Here is a 17,177-nt window from a genome sequence, read left to right on the forward strand (position 1 = left end):
TTTGGGGTATAATAGTGAAATTCGAAACAATAGAAAATGGATTTATTCCTATTAATGATTTATCAAATAAAAATTTTTTTATACCAAGTTATCAGAGAGGTTATAGATGGGATAATGAAGTAAATGCTTTATTAGGAGATATTACAGATTTTATTAATTATAAAGAAAGTGATAATGATTTTTATTCTCTCCAGCCAATAGTTGTAAAAAAATATAAAGATAAATATATTGTTATTGATGGGCAGCAAAGATTAACAACTATTTTTTTAATAATTAAATATATTAAAAATCAATCTTTCTTTTTAATAGAGTATGAAACTAGAAAGCAATCTTCAGAGTTTTTAGAAAATATTCAAAGTAAAAAAGAAAATGATGCTAAAAATATTGATTTTTATTATTTTTTTCAGGCATATAAAAATATAAGAGAGTTTTTCAGCAGTAAAGTTAATAAGAATAATTTTTATAATATATTAGTTAATAACTGTAAAGTATTATGGTATGAAATAGCAGACGATGAAAAAGAGGAAGATGTTTTTATAAGACTCAATATAGGAAAAATTCCATTATTAGATGAGGAAAATATCAAAGCATTATTTCTTTCAAAAAGTAATGGTATTGAAAATATAGATGAAATAGCTGAAAAATGGTATGAAGAAGAAAAAGAATTAAGATATAATAATGATTACAGATATTGTGTACTAAAAAAGATAGATGAGAAATATATAACAAAAGAAAATAATACATTAAATGATGATTTTTTGAGGATTCGAGTATATCTTGAAGCTATTATGAAAAATAAAAATTATTCTATATTTGAATATTTTTATAAGTTATATAAAGAAAATAAATTAAAAGAAACTTGGGAAAATTTAGAAAGCTGTATAGATACATTAAATAGTTTTTCATCAGATCAAAATGGTATTGGTGAAGAAAGAAATATTTTTCATTATATTGGTTTTCTTATATTAAATAATATAATGGATATTAATGATATTTATAAAATATGGCTAGAAGATCAAAATAAAGTAAATTTCTCTTCATCTCTTAAAAAATTAATAGAAGATAATATTAGTTTTAAAGATGAAGATTTTGAAGAAAATTTGAGAGAGTTAAATTTTAATGATAAAAATCATAAAAAAATAATTTATAAAATACTTGTTTTATTTAATATAGCTTATTTATTAAAAGATAAGGGATCTCATAAATATTTTGAGTTTAATAGATTTCAATTAGAACAGTGGAGCATCGAACATATTTATGCACAAAATTCAAAAAGTATAAAAGAAGATATAAAGAAAAAAGATAATGATAAAATTATTGCTTGGTTAAAAGAAGTAAGAGAATATTGTAATGAACTAAAACCCAAAATAGAAGAATTAATAAATAAAAAAAATCCATATAATGAGAAGCTATTTGATGAAATAGATGATTATTTTAAAGATGAAGATTCCTTGAATGGTATAGGTAATTTATGTTTATTAGATAAATATTCAAATAGCGAGATAGGAAATAAAATATTTAGTAAAAAACGTAAGGATATAGAAAGATTAGGTCAGCAGGGTAAACTTATTCCAATATGTACTAAACTTGTATTTGAAAAATTTTTTTCAGATAAAATAAAAAACAAAGATTATTTTTTAAAAGAAGACAGAGAGTATTATATAAAAGCTATTATTGAAAAATTACAAATATTTTTCAAACAATAATCTAATTGGAGAAAAAATCATGAATATAAATAATTTAAAAAATTTATTAAATGAATATAATGTTGTTATTCCTATGCTTCAAAGAGATTATGTACAAGGTAAAAAATCAAAAATTAGTATAGCCGAATCTTTTTTGCGTAATATATTTGAGGTTCTTGAGGGTAATCAAAATAAGTTACATATAGATTTTATTTACGGATATTTAGAAGATAATAATTTTATACTTATAGATGGTCAGCAGAGGGTAACAACATTATGGCTTTTATATTTAATTATATATAAAATTAATAATGATTTTGATAATATAAAGGAATTATTATCTAATTTTTCATATAGAATAAGAGAAAGTTCATATAAATTTTGTAAAAACCTTATAAATAAAGAATTAAAGTTAGATGTAAATCCCAAAGAATATATTTTAAATAGCACAGGAACTTTTGGCAAAACTGATGAATTAAACAATGATCCTACTATAAGAGCTATTCTTAATATGATGGATTTAATTTATAAAAAAATAGAAGATAAAGATACTCAAACATTGAATAAATATAAAAATAATTTAGATAATATTACTTTTTCTATTTTCAATATGGGTGAATATGATCTAGGTGAAGAATTATATATAAAAATGAATGCCAGAGGAAAGCAATTAAGTAAGTACGAAAATCTTAAAGCATATATAGAGAGTGATTTAAATTTAAAAGAACATTATGATTTACTTGCAAGTATAGATAATTTATGGAGTGATTATTTTTTTGACATAAAAAATAAAGACAAATTTGATAATAGAGCCTTATCTTTCTTATATTATTCTGCTTTGTTTTTTCATATCGATTCAAATATTTCTAATAAAGATTTAATAAATTATTTGGATAGTAATATCGAAATTATAGATCATAGCTTTTTTAGTATACTAAAATTATATAAGAATATTAAACTACTTAATAATGCTATTGAAGTATTATATAAATATAAAGATATTTTAAATATTAAAATATTTGATGATATAAAATTATTAAGAAAAGATATATGCTACTTTTATGCTTTCTTATTTTTTATAAAAAAATTAAATAATGATAATTTTGATAAAAAGATATTTAATGATTATTACAGAGTATGCAGACATTTTATAGAAAATCATAGATTGGATAAACCTGAACATATTAAAAGTTTTTATGATTTATTTGCTGATTTATCTAATGGATATAGTGATATATATAAATATTTATCTTGTAAATCTAAATTGAGTTCTTTTCATACAGAAATATATGAATTAGAAATAAAAAAAGCTAAACTAATTTTAGAAAGCAGATATGGTGGGGATAATTGGGAAGACATTTTGAATAAAACAAGCGATAATAATTTTTTAGTTGGCTGGGTAGGATTTCTATTAGATTTTAGTAAAAAAAATAAGAAAGAAGATTTTGATAAATTTACAAAGTATACTAATTTAACAATTGAAATTATTGATAGAATAATAAAACAAGATGGTTTTCTAAATTTATTTCAAAGAGCTTTGTTAATTTTTGGAGATTATGGATTTTATTCTAGAAATTATTATTATTATTATGGTAATATACCTCAAGTAAGTGTATACAGAGACAGAGAAGCTTGGAATTGGTTACTGTCAGGATATAAAAATGATTTTGGAAATAAAAATTATTTAAAACAATTATTTGATAAAATAATTTTGCATAGAGAAAATGATATTGAAAAAGCACTAATATCAATTATAAATAATGCAAATTTAAAAAATAAGTTATGGTTTGAATATTTATTGATAAAAGATAAAAAATTATTTGAATATATAGACAAAGAAGAAACATTTCAAAAATGTGGAAGAATAAGAAAACATTTTGATAATAATGATCATATTATAGATTGTCTGCTTCTTCCACCTGCTAAAGGTAAAAGAGAATCAATAGATTTACTATCATATTCTTTCTATTTGTATATCAAAGATAAACTAGAAGTTTCAGAGTTTAAAGCTGATAAAGTGAAATATGATAAATATGAAGATAATAGAAATAAAAATTCTTACTTTGATATAATAATAAAATCTAAAAACAAAGAAATTATATGTGATAGTATTAATTCTATAATAAAAATAGGAACTAAAAAATATAATATAAATTTGGGAATTGGTTCTGATATTTTTGTTGAATTTAATAGAATATTAAAAGAAGCAAAGTTAATAAAATAATTTTAATGAATTTGATTTTTTTATTTTTATGTATCATACTATAAGTAGGGAAATACAAACAAAAAGGATTTGCGATAATGATAGAAAATTTTATACCTAATAAAAAAGTATTCGTATTTGATACTAATGTGATACTTCATGATTTTAAGTCAATATTTTCTTTTGAAGAAACTAATATAGTTATACCTATTACAGTTTTAGAAGAGGTTGATAAGTTTAAAAAAGGAAGCGATACAATAAATTTCAATGCCAGAGAGTTCATAAGAGAGCTTGATGTTATAGTAGAGAAAAATGAAGAGCTTCAGGGTACTAAAGATATTTTTAAAAAAGGTGCTTTTCTTGATAATAAAAGTAAAGTGTTTATAGATGTTAATAATGAAGAGAGAGATGATTTTAAAAAAATATTTTCAAATAGTATTCCAGATCATAAAATACTATCATGTGCCTATAATATAAAATGTGAAAATCAGCGTGTCATTCTCATAACTAAAGATATTAATATGAGAATGAAGGCTAGAAGTTTAGGTATTGATACACAAGACTATAATACTGACAAGATAGAAAAATTATCATCATTATTTACAGGTATAGAAAGTATATCAGGAGATAATGCACGCATTTATATAAAAGATCTTAATGAAAATAAAGAGATAGCAGTAAAAGGAGAACATTCCATATATCCAAATACATATTTCTGCTACAGAGTAAAAGAAGATGATGAGGCAGTAATAGGCAAATATAAAGATGATACAAAAACAATAGTTCATGTTGATACTAATATTGATGCCTACGGAATAAAGCCTAGAAATGAAGAGCAGGCTATGGCTTTGGACGTTTTACTTGATAATGATATACCTCTAGTAACAATAATGGGTAAGGCAGGTACTGGTAAAACTCTTCTCGCACTTGCAGCTGCTTTAGCCAAGAGAAGAGAGTACAGACAGATACTTTTAGCACGTCCTGTAGTTGCACTTTCTAATAAAGATTTGGGCTTTCTTCCGGGGGATATTAACAGCAAATTAGATCCTTATATGCAGCCTTTATTTGATAATCTTTCTGTTATACAGCATATTCATTCTGATGATAGTGATGAAAGCAAAAACATAAAAAAAATGCTTGAAAATGAAAAGATAGTTATATCTCCTTTAGCATATATAAGAGGAAGAAGTTTGAATAAAATATATTTTATAGTAGATGAAGCTCAGAACTTAACGCCTCATGAAATAAAAACTATAATAACTAGAGCGGGAGAAGGTACAAAAATAGTGTTCACAGGAGATATTCATCAGATAGACACTCCGTATTTGGACGAAAGAAACAATGGTCTTACTTATTTAATAGACCGCACAAAAGCAGAAGTATTAAGCGGTACTGTAACACTTGAAAAAGGAGAGCGTTCAAAACTTGCAGAGCTTGCTGCTAATGTATTATAAAATTATTTAATATTTATTAACAATTAAGGCATGGAGTGCGGTGAAGAAATCCCCACTTTATGCTTTTTTTGTTTTTGACTAAAGTTTATATTTACTTTTTTTATTCAATTTTAAAAGACACACCATCCCAAGTATTAATTAGATTTACAATCTATTTAACGCACGGTGAAAAATATTTAAAATATTAATAAAATTTGAATTGAAAATAAATTTTTAATTTTATTCTGCGTGCGGTAAGTAAAACATTAAATTAAAGCTTGTGATGGTGAGAACTTTTTAATCTAAATATAGTTTAAAATAAAAACTAGTTAATAGATATTAGAGGCGGTAGTTAAAATAAAATTTAAAACTTGATAAATATAGACTAAATTATATAATTTAATCACTAAAAATTATTTGGAAATATTATGTCAGAGAATATTCGTTGGAAACAGAGATTTTATAATTTTGAAAAAGCTTTTAATTTATTAAAAAGTGTATTTGAAGAAAAAGAAATAAATGACTTATCATTACTAGAACAGGAAGGTGTTGTTCAAAGATTTGAATATACTTATGAATTAGCTTGGAAAACTTTGAAAGATTATTTAGAATATAATGGAAGTTTAAACAATATAGATATTTCCCCTAGAAATATTTTTAAAGAAGCATATTCAGCAAAGATTATCAAAAATCAAGATGATTTTATTGATATGATGTTAAGCCGTAATTTACTTTCGCATACTTATGATTTTATTAAATTCAAAGAAATTATTATCAAGGTAGAAAATAATTATTTAAAAATACTTAATGAATTATATAGTTTCTTTTTGGATAAAATAAATGATTAAAGGATAAATATTAATGCTTGATGAAAAGATAAAAGAAGGTATAAAAAATATATGCAGTTCTTATGGGAATATAGAAAAAGTTATACTGTTTGGTTCTAGGGCAATGGATAAAGAAAAATATAATTCGGATATAGATTTGGCTGTAATAGGAAAGTTTGATTTGCTATTTTGCGAAAGATTAAAAGAAGAATTATCAGAACTTCCTACTCTTTTGAAATTCGATGTGATTTCTTATAATGATATAGAAAATCAAGAATTAATAAATGATATAAAAAATCATGGAAAAATTATTTATAAAAAATAGTATTAATTATATTTGATGAATAATGTATCATTATAGCAGGAAAATATTTCATCATTAATATATTCTATAATCAAGTTTATTTATATATACTTAAACGATTATATTTTGTCAATTTTAGTTTTTTCAATTTTATTGTTTGTGGGGGCTTTACCCTTACGAAGAGCACCACACTTCTTTTGCGACCGTATGGAGTGCCTGTGGTATTGCCAAAAAGAAGCTTATATCCTCGACAAGTTCGGATACGCTTTGCGAAAGATTATATTTTAGCTTAAATTAATAGTTTATATTACATGTAATACAATTATAGTATGATTTAGTACTAATTTTATACTTGCACTTTTTGCAGCGGGAAAAAGTTGCAAAAAAATGACAAACTTAAAAAATTTCAGTATATATTACAAAGTATTAATTATATTTTTCAAGAAGCTCAACTATATCCTTATAATCTTCTTCTTTTGCCAAATCAAGTGCAGTACGTCCATATTCATCAGTTACAGAAGTATCTGCATTATTTTCTAAAAGTACTTTTGCAGCTTCAAACTGATTAAAACTAGCAGCCATCATCAAAGCAGTCATTCCAAAGTCAGTGGTATAATTAATATCAGCACCATTTTCTAATAACATATTTATTATATTAGTATTACCTCTATAAGCAGCATTCATTAAAGGAGTAGAAGATATATCCGTATGTTCATTTTTTATTTCGCATACTGTATTGGCGTCAGCTCCCTTTTCAAGTAAAAATTTTACCATATCTTCATTATTATAAGTTGAGGCATAAACTAAAGCATTAATGTCGTCATCATCCCTTGCTTCAATATCAGCACCTTTTTCAATTAAAAGATCTGCTATAGCAATATTATGACGACCTGCACTTGCCATAAGTGGAGTAAATCCTGACTCAGTAGTTAAATTTACATCGGCTCCTAAATCTATAAGTTTACGAACAAGTCCTTCATCATAATACATAGCTTCTATTAATGGAGTAGAATATCCCAAAGCTAAATTAACATCTGCATTATTTTCTAATAAATAATTTATGATATCAGTTTGTTTATATTTTATAGCTTGTATTAAAGGTGTTGACTTGGAATATTCATCTATCTCTAAGTTATAATTAACATCTAAACTTTTTGATTCAATTAATTTTTTGATTGTTTGAAAATCTCCTGATTCTATAAAAGATATAATTTCTTTATCTGTGTATGAATAATATTCTGTTTCTTCCGTTTCTTCTGTATTTATTGATGAATTATTTGATTTATTATCTTTATCGTCTGTATTTGATTGTTCTGTTATATTATTATCTGTATTGTCATCTAAATTTATAGTTACTTTATCTGTATTATTATTGTTTGATTCTTTGGTATTACAAGAAAATATAATTATAGAAAGTAAAAAAATTAATAAATATTTCATAAACAATGTATCCTATAGTCAAGTTTTTATTTATTATATTATAAAAATGTATTTTTTCAAGTTTTGATATTAAATCCCTATAGAGTATAATCTTTCATTTAAAGTATATTGATAATAATAAAATGAAATAATTATAAAAAATATAGACTATTTTTTATGTATAAAAATATTATTAAGGAGAGTTTATGAAAATTACTAAAACATTAATAACCATAATATTTTCATTAGCTTTATTTAATTCATTAAAACTAATAAGAACAGGCACTGATGTTAATACAAAAGATGATAAAAGAGTAAGTGCTTTGATGTATGCTGTTAAAAGCGGAAATTTAGATTTAGTAAAATAGAGGCAGGGGCAGATTATAATGCAAAAAATTCTGACATCATAAATGCTTTAATGGTTGAGGCTTCTGAAGGCATAGAAGATATTATTGAAGTGTTGGAAAAATATGGTGGTAAAATTAGTTTTGAAATAAGTCTCAAAATAATTTATATAATTTTATAAAAGATAGTATAATGCGATTAACTTGTAATTATTGCATTATACTATTTTTGTAGTAAAATACTTTCATTATTTAGGATTTTTAATAATGAAAAAAACAAATAGTAGTATAAAAGATAACAACAATTTTGATGAGTGTTTTGAAGAAAGCATAAAAGATAATGTAATATTTTTTCCAATCAGACATCACTCTCCTGCATGTTCATATCATTTGAAGAAAATTTTTGAGAGCTTTAAGCCTGATGCTGTACTTATAGAGGGACCAAATGACTGTAATGATTTGATGAAGTATATGATTGAAGAAGACACCAAAGCACCATTTTGTATTTATTCAAGCTATGTTGACGGAAATAATGAGAAGTACAGATGCTATTATCCTTTTTTAGACTATTCTCCGGAGTTTACAGCTATAAGAGAATCACTTAAAAATAATATTCACTGCCGTTTTATAGATATGAATTATGCTTTTATGATAGAGAATTCTATAGACAATTCAGAGGCTGAAAAAGAAAATAATGAAGAAGAAGAAAATTCTGAAGAAGTCAATAATGATACATATACAAAAAGAAAAAAATTAATATCTGTTTATGATAATGATGATAATAAATTCAATGTTAATGCTTATACTGTAGATCTGACCAAAAAAGCAGGACTTAGAAGTTTTGCCGAGCTTTGGGAGAGAGATTTTGAGATAAACGGAATACTTAAAGAAAGCAAAGATTTTATAAAAAGTGTTTATGCTTTAGGCTATTATATGCGTTTGATAGAAGATGAAGATTTTGAAACTAGAAACAGAGAATATGTAATGGCTTTAAATGTTAAAGAGGCATTAGAAAAATATAATAAAGTTTTAGTAGTTACAGGAAGTTTTCATACTAAAGGTATAATAGATAAATTAAAAGAGGATGAAAAAGATAATAAAAAATTAAATAAAGAATATAAAAAATTAAATAAATATATAATATCAAATACAGCCAACTATTTAATACCATATTCTTTTGAAGATGCTGATGCCAGAAAAGGATATAGGGCAGGCATAGAGTTTCCAGCATTTTATAATTTAGTTTATAAAGAACTTGAAAATTACACAAGTAAAAATAATACCGGTAATATAGGTAATATGTATTTAGATGTTGTAATGTCATTTATAATAAAGGCATCAAATATAGACAGATACAATCATAATGTAAGCATACCGGACTGTATTAATGCTTATTATATGGCGGTTAATCTTGCCAAATTAAGAGGTAAGTATTCAGCAGGAGTTTATGAGCTTATAGATGCAGCTAAAAGTGCATTTGTTAAGGGGGATATATCTTTGGAGAATACAAGCAATCTTGATTTGATGCTTAAACTTCTTTCCGGTATATCAAATGGTCAGGTATCATCAAAAAGTATAGTTCCTCCTGTTGTTATAGATTTTAGAAATAAATGCAAAGAATATAAAATAAAAACTGATAAAACAGAAGAAATCGAATCGGCATTAGATATAGTAAAAAATAAAAGTCATTTTGAAAAGAGTAAATTTTTTCATAAGATGCTATTTTTAGATACGGGCTTTTGCAAATTAGAAAGGGGACCTGACTATGTAAATAAGGTTAATAAGAATTTAGCAAGAGAAATTTGGAAATATGAATACAAAACAGCGGTAGAATCAGTTTTAATAGATAAATCTGTTTACGGCGTAACAATAGAAGAATTAGCATCAAATTTAATAGTTGAAAAGCTAAATAGCCGTATAGAAGCTAGAGAGGTTTCAAAACTTTTAATAGAAGCTAATGTTATGGGGCTTTACAGCTTTTTTACTGATAATTATAATAAAATAGAAGAAAGTATACTTAGTGATAATAATTTTGTGAGTCTTTGCTTATGCCTTAATAACTTATCATATTTAGCTAATATGGAAGCTATTAATAATAATTTATCAAAAGATAGGGAATCTTTATTTTGTAATTATGATATAATATCTGTTATAGAATCTTTAGCCAAGCAGGTATTTACTATTGCTGTTATTAATATGGATTCTATGAAAAATCTTAATGAAGAAGAAGCGTTAAAAAATTCACATTATATAAAAAATCTATATTCATTTACATTAGAAAACCCTAATTGGTGCGATATGGAGATTTTCAATAATAAAATAGACTTAATGCTTGATAATACATTCGGAAGTTCTCATATATATGCAGTTTGCTTATCCTTAAAATATAAATCCGGAAGATTAACAGCAGATGAATTTTCTCATATAATATCATCTTTTATGGAATCTTCTGATATAGAAGCTGCTTCATATTTTTTGAACGGCATACTTTTAGCGGCAAGGGATATACTATTCATAAATGAGAATATTATAGAAAGTATAGACTCTGTAATAAAAAAATTAGATGAAGATAAATTTTTAGAGATACTTCCTAATTTCAGGTATGCCTTTTCAAATTTAAGCCCCATAGAAATAGAGCGTTTATCATATATTATAGCTGATAAATATAATATCAGTAAAAACAAAATATTAATAGATGTTAATCTGCCTATAGAAGAAATACAATTAGCTTCCAAAATAGATAATGAAGTTTTCGATTTAATTATTAAAACTTTATGAAAAATCATAAAAATGAACATATTAATATTAAATTTGTATTATATGTATAAACTTATTTATTAATTCATTATTATTTATTTATATTTCTTATTTATTGATAAAAAATATAAATAAAAGTATTGTAAGTATAGTTTACAATATTATAATTTTATTGTTATAAATTTATAAAGATATCAGGAACTATTTTTAAATTTATTCGTCTAATAATACGAAATTTACAGTTTATATAAAAACTTGATATTTTCTATTCTAAGTTTATAATATAAAGATTTATTACTAAACTTTATAATATGATAAATTGACATTAGGAGCATGTAGTGAGATTTTATGTTACTCTGGTTTTGATTTTAATATTAAATATATCTTTATATTCACAAGATACAAATTTAACAGATAATATTACAAATGATACTAATGCATTAAATGAAACAAAAATATCTATAACTTTAGAAGATGCTCTAAATATGGCTTTTGATGCTAGTAAAACATTAAAACAGGCTGAATATGATGTTAGAATAGCACAAGTTCAAAAGGATGCCTCTTTTTCTGATTTATTTATGCCTTCTTTAAGTATAAGCGGCGGATTGAATTTAGCAGAATCCCAGGAATATACAGTAAATGATATGTCAACAGGTGTTTATACAAGCCCTGATACTTGGTCAGCTTCGGCCACTTTATCCAAAACATTATTTACAGGATTTAGAAATTGGAATACAGATAGGGCTAGAGATGTTAATTTAAAAATGAAAAAAGATACTTATTACGATGAAAGGCTTAATGTAGATCTTAATACTAAATTAAATTTTTATAATACATTTGTAGCTCAGGAGAATTACCGAGTATATTTACAGCAGCAGCTTAATTATAGTAATAGAATGAGAGAATCGTATATAAAGTATAGAAACGGACAGGTTTCAGAATATGAATATTTGAATGCTAAGGTGCAATATGAAACTACAAAACCTCAAGTTATAAATTTAAGCAATCAATATCAAAGTTTGAAATTAACATTTATCAGACAGATAGGCTTAACTAATGTTGCTGATGATGTAGATTTAGTAGGTAATATATTGGATGCCACAAATATAGCATTGCCTGATATGGAATATGATGATTTGCTTACTATTATAATGAATAATAATATAGAATTAAAAAATATGGCTAGCAATTTAGAGATGTTAGAGTATAATAGAAAGGTAGCTAGAAGTTATTTATGGCCAAATCTTTCAGCTAATGCTAATGTAGGTATTACTACAGTAGATAAAGTAAAAATGGAGAATGGTACATTTAAGAAAGATAGAGCAGGCGAGTTTAATTGGGGAGTAGGTTTTTCTCTGTCATATAGTCTTGACTCTCTTTTACCTTTTTCTTCTACAGCGAAAGGTGCTGAAGAAATTGAGCTTAGTATAAAGCAAATGGAAGTAAGCTATGATGAGTTAAGAGATACTATAGAAATAAGCAGCAGAGATTTGATTTCTACAGCAAGGTCTCAAGCAGTGAATTTGCAGTCGCAGGCAGAGAATGCCAGAACAGCAGCTTATGCTTTACAAATGGCACAAAGGCAGTATAGAGGCGGTACAATATCAACACTTGAGCTTAGTGATGCCGAAATTACATATTTGAATGCACAGCTTGCATATTTGCAGGCTATATATGATTATTTTTCAAGCACTTTACAAATATTAAAGCTTTTAGGTGCTTAAGGAGATTATGATGAGAAGAGTAAATATTATAATATTATCAATTGTTTTAATTTTATCTTTTTTATCTGCTTCCTGTAAAAAATCAGCAGTAGATTTAAAGAAAAAAGAGAATCCTATAAGTGTATTAGTAGCAGCACCTATAAAGCAGCATTTGGAAGAGTATTTGGATTTATCAGCTGAGATTAAGGCTATTAAAGAAGTAGAAATATCTTCTGATGTACCAGGAAAAATTGCAAGTATATTAAAATACGAAGGAAGTTTTGTTAATAAGGGAGACACTATAGCATTAATAGACAGATTTGTAATAGGTGCAAATTATGCTTATGCTCCTGCAAGAACTCCTATTTCAGGATATGTTACCACTACATATATGGCAGCAGGGGCATCAATAGCCGCTTCTACGCCTATAGCAAATGTTGCTGATATCAGCCAATTAGAGGTAGAAATACAAGTTCCTGAACGTTCCATTTCCGGAATAGAATTAGGTCAGAAAGTAATTATAAGAGTTCCTTCAGCTCCTAATAAAGAAATAGAAGCTGAAATAACAAAAAGGGATTATGCGGTTAATCCTTCTACTCGTACTTTAATGGTAAAAGCTCTAATAGATAATAAAGACAGACTTCTTTTACCGGGTATGTTTTCTGATGTATCAATACTTTTGAATTCAGCTGATAATGTATTTGTTATACCAAACAGTGCTATGTTCAGTGATGATTTAGGTAAGAATTATATATATGTTGTAAAAGAGGATAATTCAAATAATCCTCCATCAGAAGTTCAGGCTGCAAATTCAACTAATGTTCAATACAGAGCATATACAAGAGAAGTTAATGTATTATTTACTTCCAAAGATAAAGTAGCTTTAAGCGGAGGGCTTGAAGAAGGAGAAGAAGTAGTAATGTTTGGACGCGAATTCCTTAAAAATGGTTCATTAGTTAATAGAATAGAAAATGACCCTACTATATTGGAATATATTACACCTCAGGCTACAGCAGTTGCTTCGGCTAATACTAATCAAAATACATCGGCAAATCAAACTGCAGCTGTTAAAAAAGAAGATACTTCTGCATCTAAACAAACAACTACAGCTAAACCTTCAAGCACTGCAGCACCTAAACAAACAACTACAACTAATCCTGCAGCTGCTGCTAAACAAACCACATCTCAGCCTAAAACAACATCTACTAATACAGCAAAAACTGCAGATACTGACAATAGCAGCAGTGATAATGGTATTTATTCCATTGGCGGTTAATTATATGTTTAATTAAAGGAGCGATTTTTATGAGAAGTTTTATTGAACTAATAGTGAAAAGACCAGTAGCAGTTTTCATGGGGATAATTGCACTGGTTATACTTGGTGCAGTAAGTCTTTCAAGGCTTCCTGTAGATTTTTTACCGGATATGGAGCTTCCTTTTATCAGTATCAGAACTACTTACGACAATGCAGGTCCTGAAGAAGTAGAAAAATCTGTTTCTAAAATAATTGAAGGAGCAGTTTCAAGCGTTAATAACATTAAAGAAGTAAGTTCTTCTTCGGAAGAAGAGGACTCAAGAGTTTTTATTGAGTTTAACTGGGGAAGTGATTTAGCTTCTGCTACTGCTGATATAAGAGAGGCAATAGATAGAATAAGAAAATCGCTTCCTGATGATGCAGAAAGTCCTGCAGTTTATAAATTTTCAACAGATAATATTCCGGTTATGGAAATATCTTTCTATGGTACCGACAATTTATCTGCTTTATACAATTTGGTTGATAATCAAATATTAACTAGTATAGAACAGGTAGGCGGTGTTGCTATGGCTGAAATCAGAGGAGGGCTTAAAACTCAGATTAAAGTTGATGTTGATATGAATAGACTTCAGGCTTACGGACTTGATATTAATACTATTGTAAGCACTTTAGCTACTGAAAATCAGAACATATCAGGCGGTGAGACTTATGAGGGTGTTTATAAATATACTTTAAGAACTACAGGTGAGTTTAAAACCGTTGATGATATAGGAAATGTTGTTGTGGCTTTAAAAACTAACAGTACACCTATAAGACTTAGAGAGCTGGCAACTATATATGAAGGTTATGATGAGGACGGAGATGTTATTAAAGTTAATGGTACTCCTGCTGTTAATGTTTCTATCAATAAAGAATCTGGTGCTAATACAGTTGCTGTTTCTGACGGTATAAAGAAAAGACTTGATACTCTAAATCTTCCTGAAGGTATAAAATATGAAGTATTATTTAACAGTGCGGATAATGTTAATAATGCTATAAAAGGTGTTCTTGATACTGCTTGGCAGGGAGGATTATTTGCTGTTATAATACTTATGCTTTATTTATGGAATGTGAGAACTGTACTTATCATAGCAATATCTATTCCTATGTCTATTATAGTTACATTTACTTTGATGTATTTCTTCGGAACTACTTTAAATATTATTTCTTTATCAGGTCTTGTACTTGGTATTGGTATGATGGTTGATAACTCTATCGTTGTGCTTGAAAATATATTCTTCTATAGAAATAATGGTTATGGTAAGTATTCATCTGCTATAGATGGTACTTCTACTGTAGCTCTTGCGATATCTGCTTCCACTCTTACTACAATAGCAGTATTTTTACCTTTCCTTTTTGTAGAAGGTCAGACTGGTCAGATGTTTAGAGACTTATGTATTACTGTTACTGTTTCTATGATAGCTTCTTTGGCTGTTGCTTTGACTATTGTACCTATGCTTGGAGCTAGACTTGTAACTACTAAAAAATCGAAATTCTTATCCAAATTTGAAGATTTCTTTGATAAGCATTTCCACTCAAAAGTTAATTATATATATGAAAAAATATTAACTTATTCAGTTTATCATAAAAACAGAGTATTAATTCCTGTTATAACTATAGTATTTTCTGTAATTATTGTTGGATTAATATTTATAGGTAAAGAAGGTTTCCCTGAATCTGATGAAGGACAATTTAGAGCTAGTATTACTATGCCTATAGGTACTAGAAAAGAACAGACAGGTACTTTTATTGACAGAATGAGAAAAGATGTAGAAGCGGTTGTCGGAAAAGATTTAAGCAGAATACAAACTAGAGCAAGATCTGGTTCTGATGCCAATAAAGGTGAAATCAGAGCTAAACTTATAGATAAATCTGATGGAAGAACTATGGAGACTGCTGAATATGTTGAGCTTGTAAGAAAAAAATTAGCAAGCTATCCTGCTACAATTAATGTTGATTTAGTAAGCAGTATGAGGGGCGGCGGAAATAGTGATTCCAGCGGTATTGACATAGATATAGTTGGTGAAGATTTAACTAGAGCCAGAGAGCTTGCTAATAATGTAATAGCAGCATTACAGGATGTTCCGGGACTTAGAGATGTTCGTTTGAAAAAAAGTGATGCTAGTCCTGAACTTAATGTTACTGTTAATAGAGATTTGGCTTCTAAAATGGGACTTAATATAAATACTGTTGCTAACTCTATTAAAACAAGTTTCGGCGGTACTACTGCTACTAGAATGACTCCGGATAATTCTGATGTTACTGATATTGATGTTATAGTAAGATTAAATGAGAGAGACAGAATCAATATAGATGATGTTAATAGAATGCTTATACCAACTCCTGCAGGAATGGTTCCGGTATCTGCTATAGCTGATGTAGATAAAAGTTTTGCTCCTTCAGAAATAGAAAGAAAAAATGACAGCAGAATAACTTCAATTACTGCTTCAGGATATGGAAGACCTATGAATCAGATAATGGCTGATGTACAGGCTGCTATAAATGAGAAAGTATTCTTACCTTCCGGCTTCTCAATAGTTTATTCAGGAGACTATGAAGATATGAATGAGGCTTTCGGTCAGCTTATACAGGCTTTATTCTTGGCTTTAGTATTAGTTTATGCTATTATGGCAAGTCAGTTTGAATCTTATATAGCTCCTTTTGTTATTGCTTTAGCTATACCTTTCGGTTTTGCAGGATCGCTTACATTGTTATTTATTACAGGACAAACTTTGAGTGTATACAGCGGTATTGGGGTTATAGTTCTTATTGGTATAGTAGTTAATAATGGTATTGTACTTATTGACTATATGAATCAGCTTATGCATGAGAAAAAGATTAACGGTGATAAAGCTGCTTTAATAGCAGGTCCTAGGAGATTAAGACCGGTTTTAATGACTTCTCTTACTACAATATTAGGACTTCTTCCTATGGCTTTGTCAAGCGGTGAAGGTAATGAGATGTATCAGCCTTTATCATTAGCTGTACTTGGAGGATTAACAGTTTCTACTATGTTTACTCTTGTTATAGTACCAACTGTTTATGCTGCTATTAGAAACAGAATACCTCTTAAAGATTATGATGCTAAAGATTTGGCTAGTGTTGAAACAGGAACAGGTATTGATGATGCTTTGAGTACTCCGGGTAAATAATAGATAAACATAAATAAAAAATAAAGAGCTTGAGTTATAATACTTAAGCTCTTTAT

11 protein-coding genes are annotated in these 17,177 nt (G+C 27.0%); 10 read left to right on the top strand and 1 reads right to left on the bottom strand.

The annotated features are described in order from the left end of the window. Positions 1-14: 14 nt before the first annotated feature. From BHAMNSH16_RS08695 to BHAMNSH16_RS08715, 5 genes are all read left to right on the top strand, one after another. Entirely contained in the window at positions 15-1,706 is a 1,692-nt protein-coding gene (locus BHAMNSH16_RS08695) for a DUF262 domain-containing protein (RefSeq protein WP_206193846.1), read from the top strand. 19 nt (positions 1,707-1,725) lie between these two features. Beyond that, positions 1,726-3,909 (top strand): DUF262 domain-containing protein, encoded by a 2,184-nt coding sequence (locus BHAMNSH16_RS08700; protein WP_069731625.1) that lies wholly within the window; start codon positions 1,726-1,728, stop codon positions 3,907-3,909. Positions 3,910-3,986: 77 nt separating this feature from the next. Beyond that, positions 3,987-5,342, top strand: coding sequence for a PhoH family protein (locus tag BHAMNSH16_RS08705; RefSeq protein WP_008728717.1), 1,356 nt, complete (start codon positions 3,987-3,989; stop codon positions 5,340-5,342). 407 nt (positions 5,343-5,749) lie between these two features. Next, positions 5,750-6,169 carry a nucleotidyltransferase substrate binding protein gene (locus BHAMNSH16_RS08710; protein WP_013113860.1) on the top strand — a complete coding sequence of 140 codons (420 nt, stop codon included), beginning with the start codon at positions 5,750-5,752 and terminating at the stop codon, positions 6,167-6,169. Between the two features lie 13 nt (positions 6,170-6,182). Then, entirely contained in the window at positions 6,183-6,473 is a 291-nt protein-coding gene (locus BHAMNSH16_RS08715; RefSeq protein WP_013113859.1) for a nucleotidyltransferase domain-containing protein, read from the top strand. Between the two features lie 405 nt (positions 6,474-6,878). On the opposite strand, the gene BHAMNSH16_RS08720 is transcribed toward BHAMNSH16_RS08715, so the two are convergent. Continuing rightward, positions 6,879-7,892 carry an ankyrin repeat domain-containing protein gene (locus BHAMNSH16_RS08720; RefSeq protein WP_008727920.1) on the bottom strand — a complete coding sequence of 338 codons (1,014 nt, stop codon included), beginning with the start codon at positions 7,890-7,892 and terminating at the stop codon, positions 6,879-6,881. 185 nt (positions 7,893-8,077) lie between these two features. Here BHAMNSH16_RS08720 and BHAMNSH16_RS14245 point away from each other — a divergent pair, with 185 nt between their 5' ends. The 5 genes from BHAMNSH16_RS14245 to BHAMNSH16_RS08740 all read left to right on the top strand — a co-directional run bounded on the left by BHAMNSH16_RS14245 (position 8,078) and on the right by BHAMNSH16_RS08740 (position 17,121). Next, on the top strand, positions 8,078-8,239 hold the full coding sequence (locus BHAMNSH16_RS14245; RefSeq protein WP_008727321.1) for an ankyrin repeat domain-containing protein: 162 nt from the start codon (positions 8,078-8,080) through the stop codon (positions 8,237-8,239). Positions 8,240-8,482: 243 nt separating this feature from the next. Then, positions 8,483-10,993, top strand: coding sequence for a DUF5682 family protein (locus BHAMNSH16_RS08725; protein ID WP_008727318.1), 2,511 nt, complete (start codon positions 8,483-8,485; stop codon positions 10,991-10,993). Positions 10,994-11,310: 317 nt separating this feature from the next. Then, entirely contained in the window at positions 11,311-12,696 is a 1,386-nt protein-coding gene (locus BHAMNSH16_RS08730) for a TolC family protein (protein WP_008726628.1), read from the top strand. 7 nt (positions 12,697-12,703) lie between these two features. Continuing rightward, positions 12,704-13,951 carry an efflux RND transporter periplasmic adaptor subunit gene (locus tag BHAMNSH16_RS08735; protein WP_039953744.1) on the top strand — a complete coding sequence of 416 codons (1,248 nt, stop codon included), beginning with the start codon at positions 12,704-12,706 and terminating at the stop codon, positions 13,949-13,951. 29 nt (positions 13,952-13,980) lie between these two features. Continuing rightward, positions 13,981-17,121: an efflux RND transporter permease subunit gene (locus BHAMNSH16_RS08740; protein ID WP_008726625.1), complete on the top strand. Its 3,141-nt coding sequence runs from the start codon at positions 13,981-13,983 to the stop codon at positions 17,119-17,121. Positions 17,122-17,177: the final 56 nt, after the last annotated feature.

Source organism: Brachyspira hampsonii, assembly GCF_002214805.1.
GTDB lineage: Bacteria > Spirochaetota > Brachyspiria > Brachyspirales > Brachyspiraceae > Brachyspira > Brachyspira hampsonii.

Excerpts from the sequence above, each read along its gene's own strand:
- BHAMNSH16_RS08700 (WP_069731625.1), top strand. The coding sequence starts at position 1,726 with ATGAATATAAATAATTTAAAAAATTTATTAAATGAATATAATGTTGTT.
- BHAMNSH16_RS08705 (WP_008728717.1), top strand. The coding sequence starts at position 3,987 with ATGATAGAAAATTTTATACCTAATAAAAAAGTATTCGTATTTGATACT.
- BHAMNSH16_RS08710 (WP_013113860.1), top strand. The coding sequence starts at position 5,750 with ATGTCAGAGAATATTCGTTGGAAACAGAGATTTTATAATTTTGAAAAA.
- BHAMNSH16_RS08715 (WP_013113859.1), top strand. The coding sequence starts at position 6,183 with ATGCTTGATGAAAAGATAAAAGAAGGTATAAAAAATATATGCAGTTCT.
- BHAMNSH16_RS08720 (WP_008727920.1), bottom strand. The coding sequence starts at position 7,892 with ATGAAATATTTATTAATTTTTTTACTTTCTATAATTATATTTTCTTGT.
- BHAMNSH16_RS14245 (WP_008727321.1), top strand. The coding sequence starts at position 8,078 with ATGAAAATTACTAAAACATTAATAACCATAATATTTTCATTAGCTTTA.
- BHAMNSH16_RS08725 (WP_008727318.1), top strand. The coding sequence starts at position 8,483 with ATGAAAAAAACAAATAGTAGTATAAAAGATAACAACAATTTTGATGAG.
- BHAMNSH16_RS08735 (WP_039953744.1), top strand. The coding sequence starts at position 12,704 with ATGATGAGAAGAGTAAATATTATAATATTATCAATTGTTTTAATTTTA.
- BHAMNSH16_RS08740 (WP_008726625.1), top strand. The coding sequence starts at position 13,981 with ATGAGAAGTTTTATTGAACTAATAGTGAAAAGACCAGTAGCAGTTTTC.